Source organism: Klebsiella sp. GB_Kp056 (assembly GCF_040064755.1).
In the GTDB taxonomy this organism is placed as follows: domain Bacteria; phylum Pseudomonadota; class Gammaproteobacteria; order Enterobacterales; family Enterobacteriaceae; genus Klebsiella; species Klebsiella quasipneumoniae.
Map to the genome: position 1 here is coordinate 17068 of NZ_JBEAJA010000039.1, position 14851 is coordinate 31918.

At 59.2% G+C, this 14851-nt stretch carries 16 protein-coding genes; 9 read left to right on the forward strand and 7 right to left on the reverse strand.

Translation table 11 applies throughout. The annotated features are described in order from the left end of the window. Positions 1-131: 131 nt before the first annotated feature. From ABLV52_RS06215 to ABLV52_RS06230, 4 genes are all read right to left on the reverse strand, one after another. Positions 132-392 carry a hypothetical protein gene (locus ABLV52_RS06215; protein WP_348890168.1) on the reverse strand — a complete coding sequence of 87 codons (261 nt, stop codon included), beginning with the start codon at positions 390-392 and terminating at the stop codon, positions 132-134. 96 nt (positions 393-488) lie between these two features. Then, positions 489-614: a DUF2474 domain-containing protein gene (locus tag ABLV52_RS06220; RefSeq protein WP_004202785.1), complete on the reverse strand. Its 126-nt coding sequence runs from the start codon at positions 612-614 to the stop codon at positions 489-491. Continuing rightward, positions 614-1624 (reverse strand): cytochrome d ubiquinol oxidase subunit II, encoded by a 1011-nt coding sequence (cydB, locus tag ABLV52_RS06225; protein WP_023289897.1) that lies wholly within the window; start codon positions 1622-1624, stop codon positions 614-616. The genes ABLV52_RS06220 and cydB overlap by 1 nt, the downstream gene beginning before the upstream one ends. Next, the gene (locus ABLV52_RS06230) at positions 1624-3021 is read right to left on the reverse strand and encodes a cytochrome ubiquinol oxidase subunit I (protein ID WP_004202782.1); all 1398 of its coding nucleotides are present in this window, start codon (positions 3019-3021) and stop codon (positions 1624-1626) included. Before ABLV52_RS06230 ends, cydB begins: the two co-directional genes overlap by 1 nt. A 721-nt stretch (positions 3022-3742) precedes the next feature. Here ABLV52_RS06230 and ABLV52_RS06235 point away from each other — a divergent pair. From ABLV52_RS06235 to patD, 6 genes are all read left to right on the forward strand, one after another. Continuing rightward, positions 3743-5155 carry a PLP-dependent aminotransferase family protein gene (locus tag ABLV52_RS06235; RefSeq protein ID WP_348890169.1) on the forward strand — a complete coding sequence of 471 codons (1413 nt, stop codon included), beginning with the start codon at positions 3743-3745 and terminating at the stop codon, positions 5153-5155. 305 nt (positions 5156-5460) lie between these two features. Beyond that, on the forward strand, positions 5461-6606 hold the full coding sequence (gene ydcS, locus ABLV52_RS06240) for a putative ABC transporter substrate-binding protein YdcS (RefSeq protein ID WP_135718717.1): 1146 nt from the start codon (positions 5461-5463) through the stop codon (positions 6604-6606). A 16-nt stretch (positions 6607-6622) separates the two neighbouring features. Continuing rightward, on the forward strand, positions 6623-7636 hold the full coding sequence (locus ABLV52_RS06245) for an ABC transporter ATP-binding protein (protein ID WP_004202778.1): 1014 nt from the start codon (positions 6623-6625) through the stop codon (positions 7634-7636). 1 nt (position 7637) lies between these two features. Beyond that, positions 7638-8567, forward strand: coding sequence for an ABC transporter permease (locus ABLV52_RS06250; RefSeq protein WP_348890170.1), 930 nt, complete (start codon positions 7638-7640; stop codon positions 8565-8567). Continuing rightward, complete coding sequence (locus tag ABLV52_RS06255; protein ID WP_017900483.1) at positions 8557-9363, forward strand: ABC transporter permease; 807 nt, start codon at positions 8557-8559, stop codon at positions 9361-9363. Before ABLV52_RS06250 ends, ABLV52_RS06255 begins: the two co-directional genes overlap by 11 nt. A 22-nt stretch (positions 9364-9385) precedes the next feature. Next, the gene (gene patD / locus ABLV52_RS06260) at positions 9386-10813 is read left to right on the forward strand and encodes an aminobutyraldehyde dehydrogenase (protein ID WP_049013245.1); all 1428 of its coding nucleotides are present in this window, start codon (positions 9386-9388) and stop codon (positions 10811-10813) included. 341 nt (positions 10814-11154) lie between these two features. Here the strand turns inward: patD and ABLV52_RS06265 are convergent, their stop codons facing one another. Further along, positions 11155-11277, reverse strand: a complete 123-nt coding sequence (locus tag ABLV52_RS06265; protein WP_004898558.1) for a small membrane protein — start codon at positions 11275-11277, stop codon at positions 11155-11157. Positions 11278-11764: 487 nt separating this feature from the next. Between ABLV52_RS06265 and ABLV52_RS06270 the strand changes: the two genes are divergently transcribed. Further along, positions 11765-12016 (forward strand): hypothetical protein, encoded by a 252-nt coding sequence (locus tag ABLV52_RS06270; protein WP_348890171.1) that lies wholly within the window; start codon positions 11765-11767, stop codon positions 12014-12016. A 51-nt stretch (positions 12017-12067) separates the two neighbouring features. On the opposite strand, the gene yncL is transcribed toward ABLV52_RS06270, so the two are convergent. After that, a complete protein-coding gene (yncL, locus tag ABLV52_RS06275; RefSeq protein ID WP_002906891.1) occupies positions 12068-12160 on the reverse strand; it encodes a stress response membrane protein YncL in 93 nt (30 codons plus the stop codon). A 195-nt stretch (positions 12161-12355) separates the two neighbouring features. Between yncL and ABLV52_RS06280 the strand changes: the two genes are divergently transcribed. Both ABLV52_RS06280 and ABLV52_RS06285 read left to right on the forward strand, forming a co-directional pair. Then, entirely contained in the window at positions 12356-12529 is a 174-nt protein-coding gene (locus ABLV52_RS06280) for a GhoT/OrtT family toxin (protein WP_008804686.1), read from the forward strand. Positions 12530-12617: 88 nt separating this feature from the next. Beyond that, positions 12618-13367, forward strand: a complete 750-nt coding sequence (locus ABLV52_RS06285) for an alpha/beta fold hydrolase (RefSeq protein WP_348890172.1) — start codon at positions 12618-12620, stop codon at positions 13365-13367. A 13-nt stretch (positions 13368-13380) separates the two neighbouring features. On the opposite strand, the gene ABLV52_RS06290 is transcribed toward ABLV52_RS06285, so the two are convergent. Continuing rightward, positions 13381-14814 (reverse strand): aldehyde dehydrogenase, encoded by a 1434-nt coding sequence (locus tag ABLV52_RS06290; RefSeq protein ID WP_348890173.1) that lies wholly within the window; start codon positions 14812-14814, stop codon positions 13381-13383. Positions 14815-14851: the final 37 nt, after the last annotated feature.

Sequence of the window (14851 nt, forward strand, 5' to 3'; positions counted from 1 at the left end):
CATGGCGTGGGCTTACTATGCCAGGCGCTGTGCAGGTTTTTTTCCCGGTTTATCAAAGAAGGGCAAGGGTTTGTCAATGTCTGCTGAAAGAGGGTGAAAAAAGCCTGGCGCAGAAGGCCAGGCGGGAGGGATTACGCTTTTGGCGGCAGTGGTTTCCCGCTGTGCTCACCGCCTTTTGGCGGCTGCTTACCACCATGCTGCGGTTGTTTGCTGTCTCGTTGCGACTGCTTGCCGTTGTGTTGCGCTTGCTTACCGTCGTGCTGGCCGTTTTTCGCCGCCGATTTACCCTGATGCTGCGTGCTTTTTTCTGGCGGCGGCGGGTTGTCGGCAGCGAAAGCCCATGACGATATTCCCAGCGTCATCGCGGCAGACAGTAAAGCTAACTTCTTCATAGCAATATCCTTTCTTCTGACGTGTCCGCGTATTTCAGCAGGTAAAAGTGAAGACAAGATGGAGAGCTCCGGATCCCGATTTCTCTGCATCCTGGTTCAAACTTTAAGACCTGCGGCGGTCATCAGCAGGCGAAACAGCAGGCTGATGGCGGCCAGCGTCAGCACGCTGCCTCCCCACAGCGCGATCAGCCACAGCAGACGTTTGGACCAGACGGTTTTCATCAATGATAACCCTCCCCTGGCTGGACTTTGCCGCGGAACACGTAATAGCTCCAGCAGGTATAGCCAAGAATAACCGGAATAATCAGCAGCGCGCCCACCAGCATAAAGCCCTGGCTTTGCGGCGGGGCGGCGGCCTGCCATAAGGTAATCGATGGCGGAATAATATGCGGCCAGATGCTGATCCCCAGGCCGCTAAAGCCGAGAAACACCAGGCCCAGCGTTAGGGTGAAAGGCGAGACATGGCGGTCGTGCAGAGGCAGTGTGCGCCACAGCCAGGCGCTAATCAGGAGCACCAGCAGCGGCACCGGCAGCAGGAAATAGAGATTCGGCAGGCTGAACCAGCGGGCGGCGATCGCCGGGTGCGCCAGCGGCGTCCACAGGCTGATGACGGCAAACACCGCCAGCAGGGCAACCAGCAACTGTCGCGACGCGCTGCGCATCCGCTGCTGCAGCGCGCCTTCGCTCTTCATCACCAGCCAGGTGGCGCCGAGCAGCGCATAGGCCACGCACAGTCCGAGTCCGCAAAACAGGCTGAACGGGGTCAGCCAGTCAAACATGCCGCCGCTGAAGGCGCGACCGCTGACGGTAAAACCGTCGATCACCGCTCCGACCACCACGCCCTGGCTGAAGGTCGCCAGCAGGGAACCGCCAAAGAAGGCGCGGTCCCAGAATGGCCGGTGCGACGGCGTGGCCTGGAAACGAAATTCAAAGGCCACGCCGCGAAAGATCAGGCCGATCAGCATCAGGGTCAGGGGGATCGACAGGGCGTCGATTATCACCGCGTAGGCGAGGGGAAAGGCGCCAAACAGACCGGCGCCGCCCAGCACCAGCCAGGTCTCATTGCCATCCCATACCGGGGCGACGCTGTTCACCATCACGTCGCGCTCTGTGCTGCCCCGGACCGTGCCGAACAGCATGCCAATGCCCAGATCAAAGCCGTCCATGACGATGTACATCAGCGTGGCAAAGACGATAATCACGAACCAGATCACCGATAATTCGATACCCATTAGCGGGACTCCTTCTGCAGATAACCTTCAGTAGCGGCGGACAGCGGGCGGGCTGGCGTACCGGTTGTCGCGGGTTGCACCTCCTGCGGCCCCTTGCGGATCAGGCGCAGCATGTAGCTGTAGCCGACCCCGAAGACGGCGCTGTAAACCACAATAAAGGTCAACAAACTGACCGACATATGCAGATCGCCGTGGGCGGAAACCGCCTCGGCGGTGCGCTGAACGCCATACACCACCCATGGCTGGCGGCCCACTTCGGTGGTCACCCAGCCGGCGAGAATCGCAATCAGTCCTGAGGGGCCCATCCACAGGGCAAAGCGCAGAAACGGCCGCGAGTGGTACAGCCGGTCGCCGCGGCGCAGCCACAGGGCCAGCGCCCCGAGCAGCAGCATCAGCATGCCGAGACCAGCCATCAGGCGAAATGACCAGAACACCACGGTGGAGTTTGGCCGATCCTCAGGGGCGAACTCCTTCAGCGCCGGCACCTGTTTATCCAGGCTGTGGGTGAGGATCAGACTGCCCAGCGCCGGGATCTCAAGCCCGTAGCGGGTGCGCTCCTGCTCCATATCTGGCCAGCCAAACAATAGTAACGGCGTCGGCTCGCCGGGCGGGTTTTCCCAGTGGCCCTCAATGGCGGCGATTTTTGCCGGCTGGTGTTTCAGGGTGTTCAGGCCATGCATATCGCCGATCAGCGCCTGGACCGGCGCGACCAGCAGCGTCATCCATAGCGCCATGGAGAACATCTTGCGGATCGCTGGCGACTGATTGCCGCGCAGCAGATGCCAGGCCGCCGAGGCGCCGACGAACAGCGCGCTGCTGAGAAATGCCGCCACCGTCATGTGCAGCAAGCGGTAGGGGAACGACGGGTTAAAGATCACCGCCAGCCAGTCGACGGGCACCACCTGGCCATCGACGATCTCAAACCCCTGCGGGGTCTGCATCCAGCTGTTGGAAGCGAGGATCCAGAAGGTTGAGATGATCGTCCCCAGCGCCACCATGCAGGTGGCGAAAAAGTGCAGCCCCGGCCCCACGCGGTTCCAGCCGAAGAGCATGACCCCGAGAAAACCGGCTTCCAGAAAGAACGCCGTCAGGACTTCATAGGTCAGCAGGGGGCCGGTGATGCTGCCCGCGAACTGCGAAAAACCGCTCCAGTTAGTGCCGAACTGATAGGCCATCACCAGCCCGGACACCACTCCCATACCGAAGTTGACAGCGAAGATCTTCGACCAGAAATGGTACAGCGAGCGCCAGGTGGGATTTTTGCTTTTCAGCCACAGGCCTTCGAGAACCGCCAGGTAGCTTGCCAGGCCAATGGTGATGGCGGGAAAGATAATATGAAACGAGACCGTAAAGGCGAATTGAATTCGCGCCAGATGGAATGCATCAAGACCGAACATGCAGGACTCCACAACAAAATTGATTCAGCGCAATTTTAGGCAGGGTGGCGGCAAGGGGGGCAGAGGCAGTCGGTTCATTTTTTATCATAACAGTTGGCGGCTGTTATGATCTTTTTGCCGGTCTCCGGGGACCGCCAACATGGAAATCCCCCAGGGGAACAGCGTCATTTTTAACGCTGAAAGCAAAGCCAGATTGTTGGCCAGGAAAATATTAATAATCTATTTCACTGTATTGTCGTAGTCTTACGGATCAGCTTAGACCTGTAGCTGCCCGGGAAAGCGCGGTCGTTTAATTTTTGTGAGCAATATCCTCTGATTACGACAGATATAGCATTTTATTATCTGTTCTTTATTAATGAATTTAACGTCTACACACGTTTGTTAGTATGAGAATCAGTAAAAAGGATGAGGCAGTTAATTATGAATTAAATAATTTTAAATTGTCGTGTTTAGCCGTGCTTTGTATTTTATTCTCAGGATATCAATAAAAGGGAATGGTCATGTCAGAAAAAGGATTACATAGCTTATGTATTACCATCGGTATCATGTTCATTTTTTGGTTATGCATCATATCGTTTTTTTGGACAATTTTCTCGTGAACCTTTCCTGCGGGCGTTCTGTGTGACCTGGTTGCGCTGTTTTACATAACAGTTACTTAAAAGTGTTAATTTATAACAACTGATATATGATAAAGGGAGGTTGCAGCAAGGAAAGAGTGACAATGAAAAAGTATCAACAGCTGGCGCAGCAGCTGACCGACCAGATCGCGCTTGGCGTCTGGTTGCCGGGCGATCGGCTCCCCTCGCTGCGCGAGCAGGTGGTCAGCAGCGGCATGAGCTTTATGACCGTCAGCCATGCCTATCAGCTACTGGAAAGCCAGGGGCGCATCGTCGCCCGACCGCAGTCGGGATATTACGTCGCTCCTCAGCCGGTGAAGCTTCGTCAGCCGGCGCCGCCTGCTCAGGTGACCCGCGATGAAGCGGTCGATATCAATACTTACATCTTTGAGGTGCTCCAGGCCAGCCGCCAGGCGTCAATGCTGCCCTTTGCCTCGGCCTTCCCGGACCCGCGTCTCTTCCCACTCCAGCAGCTTAACCGTTCGCTGGCGCAGGTGAGTAAAACCGCCACCGCCATGAGCGTGATTGAGAACCTGCCGCCGGGCAACGCGGAGCTACGGCACGCCATTGCCCGGCGCTATGCCCTGCAGGGGATGAACATCTCGCCCGACGAGATCGTCATTACCGCCGGAGCGCTGGAGGCGCTAAACCTCAGCCTGCAGGCGGTGACCGAGCCCGGCGACTGGGTGGTGGTGGAAAATCCCTGTTTCTACGGAGCCCTGCAGGCGCTGGAGAGGCTGCGTCTGAAGGCGCTGTCGGTGGCCACCGACGTCAAAGAGGGCATTGACCTGACGGCGCTGGAGGCGGCCCTGCAAAACTATCCGGTCAAGGCCTGCTGGCTGATGACCAACGGCCAGAACCCGCTCGGCTTCACCCTCAGCGCCGAAAAAAAAGCAGCGCTGGTGGCGCTGCTGGCGCGCTATGACGTGATGCTGATTGAAGATGATGTTTACAGCGAACTCTACTTTGGCCGCGAGAAGCCGTTGCCGGCGAAGTTCTGGGATCAACAGGATATGACGCTGCACTGCAGTTCGTTTTCAAAATGTCTGGTGCCCGGCTTTCGCATCGGCTGGGTGGCGGCCGGGAAACAGGCGCGGCGGATCCAGCAGCTGCAGCTGATGAGTACGCTCTCCACCAGCTCGCCGATGCAGTTAGCCCTGGTGGATTACCTGTCGACCAAACGCTATGACGCCCATCTGCGCCGTCTCCGTCGCCAGCTGGCGGAACGTAAACAGCTGGCCTGGCAGGCGCTGCTGCGCCATCTGCCGCCGGAGGTCACCATCCATCACAGCGACAGCGGCTATTTTCTGTGGATCGAACTACCGGAAGGGGCCGACGCCAGCGTGCTAAGCGCCAGGGCGCTGGCGTCGCACATCAGCATCGCCCCGGGAAAAATGTTCTCCACCACCGCCAGCTGGACCTCGTTTTTCCGCTTTAATACCGCCTGGGGCTGGGGAGAACGCGAAGAGCAGGGGGTGAAGCGCCTGGGCGAGCTAATTCGTGAGCAGCTTTCCTGATCGCTTTGACTATTTTTCGCCGCGATAAACAATCGCTAAAAATAAACGAAGATGGATTTTTATCGAGGCCGGTCATTATTTTACCGGCGCTCACCATAGGAAATACGCATACCCCTCCTTTTTCTCTAACTCGTTGTCTATAATCCATAAAGTCAGTCTTGTGTTGGCGATTTTTGCGTAATGCGTCCCGGGTCACAACCTGAATAAATTCCCCCGAGGGCGTTAATCCGCTGACTACCCTTATTTCAGGAGATATTTTTACGGCACGGCTGCCGCTAATTCCCTTGTGACAGGAGTAACACCTGATGAGCAAAAAATTGGCCCGTTGCAGCCTTTATGTGCTGGGGATGGCCTGCCTGACCGTCCAGGCGGCTGAGCCACTCACCTCGCTGGATAAACCGGAAGGGCGGCTGGATATTATTGCCTGGCCGGGGTATATCGAACGCGGTCAGACCGACAAGCAGTACGACTGGGTCAGCCAGTTTGAAAAGGAGACCGGCTGTCAGGTTAATGTGAAAACTGCCGCCACCTCTGACGAAATGGTTAGCCTGATGGCCAAGGGCGGCTACGATCTGGTGACTGCCTCGGGCGATGCTTCGCTGCGTCTGATCATGGGCAAACGCGTTCAACCGATTAACACAGCGCTGATTGCCGGGTGGCACACTCTCGACCCGCGCATTGCGCAAGGGGCATGGTTTAACGTCGGGGGCAAAGTTTACGGCACGCCGTATCAGTGGGGACCGAATCTGCTGATGTACAACACCCGCGTATTCCCGACGCCGCCGGACAGCTGGAGCGTGGTCTTCGTGAAGCAGGATCTTCCGGATGGCAAAACCAATCAGGGGCGGGTGCAGGCCTATGATGGCCCGATCTATATCGCCGACGCTGCGCTGTTTGTCAAAGCCACCCAACCGCAGCTGGGGATCGAAGATCCCTATCAACTGACCGAAACCCAGTACAACGCGGTGCTGAAGGTGCTGCGTGACCAGCAACCGCTGATCCACCGCTACTGGCATGACGCCACCGTGCAGATGAACGACTTCAAAAACGAAGGGGTGGCCGCCTCCAGCTCGTGGCCCTATCAGGCCAACGGCCTGAAGGCGGAAGGCCAGCCTGTCGCTACCGTATTTCCGAAGGAGGGGGTGACCGGCTGGGCGGATACCACCATGCTGCACAGCGAGGCGAAGCACCCGGTCTGCGCTTATAAATGGATGAACTGGTCGCTCACGCCGAAGGTGCAGGGCGATGTAGCGGCCTGGTTCGGCTCGCTGCCGGTGGTGCCTGGGGGCTGTAAAGCCAGCGCGCTGCTCGGAGAGAAGGGCTGTGAGACCAACGGCTATGACCAGTTTGCCCGCATCCACTTCTGGAAAACGCCGGTTGCCGAGGGGGGGAAATACGTTCCCTACAGCCGCTGGACGCAGGACTACATTGCGATAATGGGCGGCCGCTAAGGATCGGAGGCAAACAATGACGTACGCGGTCGAGTTTCAGAATGTATCGCGCCTGTATGGCGATGTGCGGGCGGTGGACGGGGTCAGCATTGGCATCCGCGACGGCGAGTTTTTCTCCATGCTGGGACCTTCGGGCTCGGGGAAAACTACCTGCCTGCGGCTGATTGCCGGTTTTGAGCAGCTCTCCGGCGGCACCATCCGGATCTTCGGTCAGCCGGCCAGCGAGCTGCCGCCCTGGCAGCGGGACGTCAATACCGTGTTCCAGGACTATGCGCTGTTTCCCCATATGTCGATCCTCGACAATGTCGCTTACGGCCTGATGGTCAAAGGCGTGGCGAAGAAAGCGCGCCATGCCCGCGCCCAGGAGGCGCTGGAGAAGGTGGCCCTCGGTTTTGCGCACCATCGCAAGCCCTCCCAGCTATCTGGCGGTCAGCGGCAGCGGGTCGCCATCGCCCGGGCGCTAGTGAACCAGCCGCGGGTGCTGCTGCTCGACGAGCCGCTGGGCGCCCTGGATTTGAAGCTGCGCGAGCAGATGCAGGTGGAGCTGAAAAAGCTGCAGCAGTCGCTGGGGATCACCTTCATCTTCGTTACCCACGACCAGAGCGAAGCGCTGTCGATGTCCGATCGCGTGGCGGTGTTTAACAACGGGCGCATTGAGCAGGTGGATGCCCCGCAGGATCTTTATCTGCATCCGAAGACCGCCTTTGTCGCCGGTTTTGTCGGCACCGCCAACGTCTTTGAGGCCGAGGCGGCCCGGCGGCTCTGCGGCCTGGCGGGCTGCTGGTCGCTGCGCCCGGAACATGTTCGCCTGCAGGGCGGCGGCGAAGTGCAGGTGCAGGGCGTGGTGCAGGCGGTACAGTATCAGGGAGCGGCAACGCGGATCGAGCTCCGGCTGGCGGATGGCGACAAGCTGCTGGTCAGTCAGGCCAATATCGACGGCGCGGCGGCGGCGAGCGTTCCGCGAACCGGGCAAACGGTGCAGGCGTCATGGTCGCGCGCGGCGATGACCCCGCTGGAAAGCGGAGGCTGAGATGACCATGGCGATTGTTACTGCGCAGGCCGGACGCGTATCGGGGATCTTCTGGCGCCGGCCGGCGCTGGGCCTGTTTTTGCTGCTGCTTGGGCCGTTGATGTGGTTTGGCATCGTCTATCTGGGATCGCTGCTGACCCTGTTGTGGCAGAGTATCTATACTTTTGACGACTTCACCATGTCGGTGACCAGCGACTTCACGCTGGCCAATCTGCAGGCGCTGTTCAACCCTGCCAACTACGACATTATCGTTCGCACCCTGGTCATGGCGCTGTGCGTGACGCTGGCCAGTGCTCTGCTGGCGCTGCCGATGGCCTGGTATATGGCGCGCTACACCAGCGGCAAAATGAAGGCCTTCTTTTATATCGCGGTCATGTTGCCGATGTGGGCCAGCTATATCGTCAAAGCCTACGCGTGGGTGCTGCTGTTAGCCAAAGATGGCGTGGCGCAGTGGTTTCTCGGCCATCTCGGGCTGGAAGGGGCGCTGAACGCTCTGCTGACCGTCCCGGCGGTGGGCGGCAACACCTTATCCACCTCCGGACTCGGACGCTTCCTGGTCTTCGTCTACATCTGGCTGCCTTTTATGATCCTGCCGGTGCAGGCGGCGCTGGAGCGTATCCCGGGCTCATTGCTGCAGGCCTCGGCCGATCTTGGCGCCGCCCCGCGGCAGACCTTCCGCTACGTGGTCCTGCCGCTGGCTATTCCCGGGATTGCCGCCGGGTCGATCTTCACCTTTTCGCTGACGCTGGGCGATTTTATCGTGCCGCAGCTGGTTGGCCCGCCGGGGTACTTTATCGGCAATATGGTTTACTCGCAGCAGGGGGCGATCGGCAATATGCCGATGGCGGCGGCGTTTACCCTCGTGCCGATCGTGCTGATTGCCCTTTATCTGGCGTTCGTGAAACGTCTGGGAGCCTTCGATGCACTCTGAACGCGCACCCTGGTATCTGAAACTGGCGACATGGGGCGGGGTGGTTTTTCTCCACTTTCCGCTGCTGATCATCGCCATCTATGCTTTTAATACGGAAGATGCCGCCTTCAGTTTTCCGCCGCAGGGGCTGACGCTGCGCTGGTTCAGCGAGGCGGCAGGGCGCAGCGATATTCTGGAGGCAGTGACGTTGTCACTTAAAATTGCCGCCCTGTCGACGGCCATTGCCTTAGTGCTTGGCACGCTTGCTGCAGGAGCCCTGTGGCGGAGCACCTTTTTTGGTAAGAACGCGGTGTCGCTACTGCTGCTGCTGCCCATCGCCCTGCCGGGGATTATTACCGGCCTGGCGCTCCTGACCGCCTTTAAAGCGGTCGGCCTTGAGCCTGGTCTGCTGACCATCGTGGTGGGGCACGCGACCTTCTGCGTGGTGGTGGTGTTTAACAACGTCATCGCCCGCTTCCGCCGGACCTCCTGGAGCCTGGTGGAGGCCTCGATGGATTTGGGGGCGACCGGCTGGCAGACCTTTCGCTACGTGGTGCTGCCCAATCTGGGATCGGCGCTGCTGGCGGGCGGGATGCTGGCATTCGCCCTGTCATTTGATGAAATCATCGTCACGACTTTTACCGCGGGGCATGAGCGAACTTTGCCGCTGTGGTTACTGAATCAGCTGGGGCGGCCGCGAGATGTGCCCGTCACCAACGTTGTCGCGCTGTTGGTGATGCTGGTAACAACGATACCAATCTTAGGGGCCTGGTGGCTCACCCGCGACGGCGATAACGTCGCCGGAAACGGGAAATAAAACCATGAAACAGGATAATGCTATGCAACACAACCTCTTGATAAACGGTAAGTTAGTGGCAGGTGAAGGCGAGAAGGTGCCGGTATACAACCCTGCGACCGGCGATGTGATCCTGGAGATTGCCGAAGCGACAGCGGCCCAGGTGGATGCCGCCGTTGAGGCGGCGGATCGGGCGTTCGACGCCTGGAGCCAGACGACGCCGAAAACGCGCGCGGAATGTCTGCTGAAGCTGGCGGATGCCATCGCGGCGCAGGCGGAGACCCTGGCGCAGCTGGAGTCGCTGAACTGCGGCAAGCCGCTGCACTGCGTGCTTAACGATGAGATGCCGGCCATTGCGGACGTTTTCCGCTTTTTCGCCGGCGCCGCCCGCTGCCTGCCGGGAATGGCGGCCGGAGAGTATCTGGAAGGGCATACCTCGATGATCCGTCGCGACCCGGTGGGCGTGGTGGCCTCCATCGCGCCGTGGAACTATCCCCTGATGATGGCGGCCTGGAAGCTGGGCCCGGCGCTGGCGGCCGGCAACTGCGTGGTGATAAAACCCTCCGAGATCACCCCGCTGACGGCGCTGAAACTGGCAGAGCTGGCAAAAGATATTTTCCCGGAAGGGGTGGTCAACGTACTGTTCGGCCGCGGCAAAACGGTGGGCGATCCGCTGACCGCCCACGCGAAGGTGCGAATGGTTTCCCTGACCGGGTCGATTGCCACCGGCGCGCATATCATCGGCCATACCGCCTCGTCGATTAAACGTACCCATATGGAGCTGGGCGGTAAGGCGCCGGTCATCGTCTTTGACGACGCGGATATCGATGCGGTGGTGGATGGCGTTCGGACCTTCGGGTTTTACAACGCCGGCCAGGACTGTACGGCCGCCTGCCGGATCTACGCCCAACAGGGTATTTATGAGCAGCTGGTGGAGAAGCTCGGGGCGGCGGTGGCCAGCCTGAAAATGGGGGCGCCGGAGGATGCCGCCACCGAGCTGGGACCGCTGAGCTCGCTGGCCCATCTTGAGCGCGTTAGCGCCGCGGTGGAAGCCGCCAAGGCGCTACCGCATATTAAAGTGGTGACCGGCGGCAATCGGGCGGACGGCGCCGGCTATTATTTCCAGCCGACGCTGCTCGCCGGCGCCCGGCAGGAAGACGCCATCGTGCAGCGCGAAGTGTTTGGCCCGGTGGTCAGCGTGACGCCTTTCAGCGATGAAGCGCAGGCCCTGAGCTGGGCCAATGACTCCCAGTATGGTCTGGCTTCTTCGGTGTGGACGAAAGATGTTGGCCGCGCCCACCGGCTCAGCGCCAGGCTGCAGTACGGCTGCACCTGGGTCAATACCCACTTTATGCTGGTGAGTGAAATGCCGCATGGCGGCCAGAAGCTGTCGGGCTATGGGAAAGACATGTCGATGTACGGCCTTGAGGATTACACCGTGGTCCGCCATGTGATGGTTAAACATGGCTAACGGATTGACCCATAAGCGGCAACGAATGATTACGCAATGGGTGTGTTAGTTCGCTAATAGTCACGATGGCAAAAATGGTTAAAACTCGCGGCGGGGAATGTGAGATTATTCTGATACCCCTTCAAGAGCTAAGCCATCGTGAGTGCCGGAGATAAGCGCCGGATGGGGTTCGCCAGTCACCCTGGGCGCGTCGCGCCCGGCGGGTGAGGCGGCAACGTCGCGGTTTGCGACCCAATACCGGCCCCTGCCTGATGGCAGGGGCTTTTTTTATGTCTGCACTAAGCCTGGAAGAGGAGTATGCCAGCGATGCTGGCGCAGGAAGGAAATCGCGTTAACCGCGTTCAGCGCTTGGTTTTTTTGCTCGGCAAGCTGGCGCTGCGACGGTCCCGTATATAGGAAATAATATTATACACCGCCGCGACCAGCAGGATCAGCGCGATGACCAGGGTGATGATTCCGGACATATCCACCTCGAAATATAAAAGCGCACAGCGCTAAAAACATTACCAATAGTTATGAATGTAAGTATTCTCTGAAGAGAAGGCAAATGATATTTGTTGTCATTTAGCGCTATTGGGGGCCCTCGCCAGCGAGGCCTGACATGAAAAGGTTAAGTTACAACGGCTTGTAGCCGCCTTTTATCTTATTAAGATCCAGCGCCTGCGCGGTATATCGCATTTTCGGCCAACGCGCGATAATCTTTTGGTTTGCGATTGGCGAAATATTATCTTTATCAGACGAATCAGATTGCGCTGAACAGAAACTATTTCACGACGATAAATAAGGCTTTTATATTTACGGTTAACGGGTAATATTTATTCGCAATATTTAATAACCGGCGCGTCAATCCGCCATACGCGCCAGCGCGGTGGCGCACGCTCCCGGGTTTGACTTTCCGCCGCCGCTCATGCGATCATTTCACGCATATTCGGTTTTAACGTTGATGTCGCTGTGAAAATTTTTGCTTTTATTCTGCTGGCTGTCGGCACCGTGGCGCTGAGCTATGGTAACGCGCCGGCAAAACGTATTCAGGGCTGTGAGAGCGCGGGAGTGGGGCAGGCCGTTTGCGCCGCCGCCGAATGGGATAGTGAGAAAGTGAATGTTTTGCCTCATTATAACCCTGCGCTAAACAAGGTTATTATCGCAGGCCACTCAGCCCGTATTGTTTATGACCCTAATATAGGCGCGAGCCTCCGCAGGTAAAAAAGCAGCCCAGAGGGCTGCTTTTTTAGGTTTCGTTGCTGAGTAAAATGATTAAAACCAGCCAAATCTCACCGACAGCAGGCTGATAAGCGCGAACGCGGCGCAGACATTAATCATAACGACGGTCTTGCTGGAGACATCCATAACGCCACCTTAATGAGTAAGTCCCTAAAGGTATAGTACGGCGGGCGCGGTTGCGCTATCGGATTAAGACGAATCGGGCTTTGTTCTGAATATTCAGCCCAATTCTGAATTTGTTATACAGGTATCTCTGAATCACGACGTCATGGCAGATAATTATCCCACCATGGAACGCTCCTCAGGGAAGGAAAACGAAGAATGACGTTATATCAAAAAATGTTGGTGTTTTACGCCATTATGGGCGTGATCTGCGCCGTAATTAGCTGGTTTTTAACCAAAGAGAGCCGGGTGATCCGCCTGCTGGCGGCCCTGTTGATCGGCGCCACCTGGCCGTTCAGCTTCCCGATGGCGCTCCTCGTCTCGCTGTTTTAACGCTCCGGCGGCGGACGACAGAAAAGGGTGGCGGTATGGATAAGATTACTGTATAAAAACACAGTAACTTTATCATGGAGGCAAACAGGTGAACGGTTTCTTTTCGTCCGTCGCAGGCGCCACATTGCGTTGGCTCGATCTTCCGGGAGAGGGGCTTCCGCTGGTGTTTATCCACGGCCTCGGCTGCGCGTCATCTTACGACTACCCCCGCGTCGCCAGCGCCCCCGCGCTCAACGGGCGGCGCAAATTACTTATCGATCTACCGGGCTTCGGCTACAGCGATAAACCGCATGACTTTAGTTACAACATACATGTACAAGCGCAAGCGGTGGAGCAAGTCCTCGACCACCTGCGCCTGCAGCGCTTCGCGCTGTACGGGCATAGCATGGGGGGAAGCATCGCCATCGAAGCGGCAGGGTTGCTGGCGGAGCGGGTGACGACGCTGCTGGTTTCTGAACCCAACCTGTTCGCCGGAGGCGGCGAGTACAGCAGGCGCATAGCGGCGCAGTCAGAGGCGGCCTTTATCGCCGAAGGTTACGCCAGGATGCTGGCGGAAGAGCGCTCGCCCTGGGCCGGCTGTTTGCAAAACAGCGCCCCCTGGGCCGTCTGGCGAGCCGCCAGCAGCCTGATACACGGCAGCGACACCCCCTGGTTTACTCAGCTCTGCCAGCTGCGCTGTCAGAAGATGCTGATCGTCGGCGAGCAGTCGCTCCCTTATGCGGATATCGAACGGGTAGAGGCGCAAGGGATCCCGGTCGGGATTGTGCCCCACGCGGGGCACTCGATGGCGTGGGAAAACCCGGAAGGGCTGGCGCAGCTTATCGCCAGCCACGGCTAAGGGGGGGACGGCGTCAGAATGGCAGTTCGCGAGGCTGGGTCTGGAGCGTTATCCAGCGCAGCTCGGTAAATTCCGCAATCCCGGCCCGACCGCCGAACCGGCCATAGCCGGAGGCTTTGCAGCCGCCAAACGGCATTTGCGCTTCATCATGAACAGTTGGACCATTGATATGGCAGATGCCGGTTTGCAGACGTTGCGCCAGGTTCCACGCTCTGGCGCTGTCGCGGCTGTAGACCGCAGCGGAAAGGCCATAGTCGCTGTCATTGGCTACCGCCAGCGCCTCTTCATCGTTATTAACGCGAATAATCGCTTTTACCGGGCCGAAGGACTCTTCGTTCCACAGCCGCATCTCGCGGGTGACGCCGTCCAGCAAGGTAGGCGCCATGTGGGTATCGCTGGCTTTGCCGCCGGTCAGCAGGCGGGCGCCTTTGGCTAAGGCATCGTCGATTAACGCGTTGCAGCGGGTGGCGGTGTTCATGTCGACCACCGGGCCGGTCAGGCTGGCGGGGAGAGAAGCGGCGCGCCTGGTCAGCAGAGGGATAAAGCGCTCCGCCACGGCGTTGTCGACAATAATGCGCTCGGTGGACATGCAGATCTGTCCGGCGTTGGCGAAGGCGCCAAAAATGGCGCCCGCCGCCGCCTGCTCAATGTCGGCATCGTCGAGGACCAGCAGCGGCGCTTTGCCACCGAGCTCCAGCACCGCCGGTTTCAGATACTGCCCGCAGGTGCGGGCGATAATCCGCCCCACCGGCGTGGAGCCGGTAAAGTTGACGCGCCGCACCGCCGGATGGGCGATCAGCGACTCCACCAGCGCCGGCGCGTCTTGAGGCGCGCAGGTAAGATAGTTCACCACGCCCGGCGGGAAGCCCGCCGCGTCGAGGGCGTCGATAATCAATCCTTGTGTAGCCGGAGAGAGCTCAGCGCCCTTGAGGATCACCGTGTTGCCGCAGGCCAGCGGCGTCGCCAGCGCCCGGGTGGCAAGGATCAGCGGCGCGTTCCACGGCGCCATGCCCAGCACCACGCCGGCACCCTGGCGGACCCCCATCGCCAGATTGCCCGGCACGTTGGATGGAATGATCTGCCCTTCGATCTGGGTGGTCAGCGCCGCCGCTTCGCGCAGGATATCGGCCGCCAGATGGACGTTAAATCCCGCCCAGTGGGCGGTGGCGCCGGTCTCCGCCGCCATGGCGGCGATAAATTTAGCTTCCCGCAGCAGCATATGTTCCGCCGCGTCGAGCAGTAAGCGTCGCCGTTCCGCCGGGGATGTATCGCGCCACTGCGGGAAGGCGCTGGCCGCGGCCTCGACGCAGCGTTTACCGTCGGCGAGGCTGGCGGCAGCGGCAACCGAGGCGATGTCGTCGTGGGCAGGGTGGCGCCGGGTAAAGGTCCGATGGTCTTCGGCATCGTGCCACTGGCCGGCAATGTACAGATTGCAGGTGATTGTCATGGAGGTAACCTCTTATTCTGCGGTTCCTCCAGTGTAC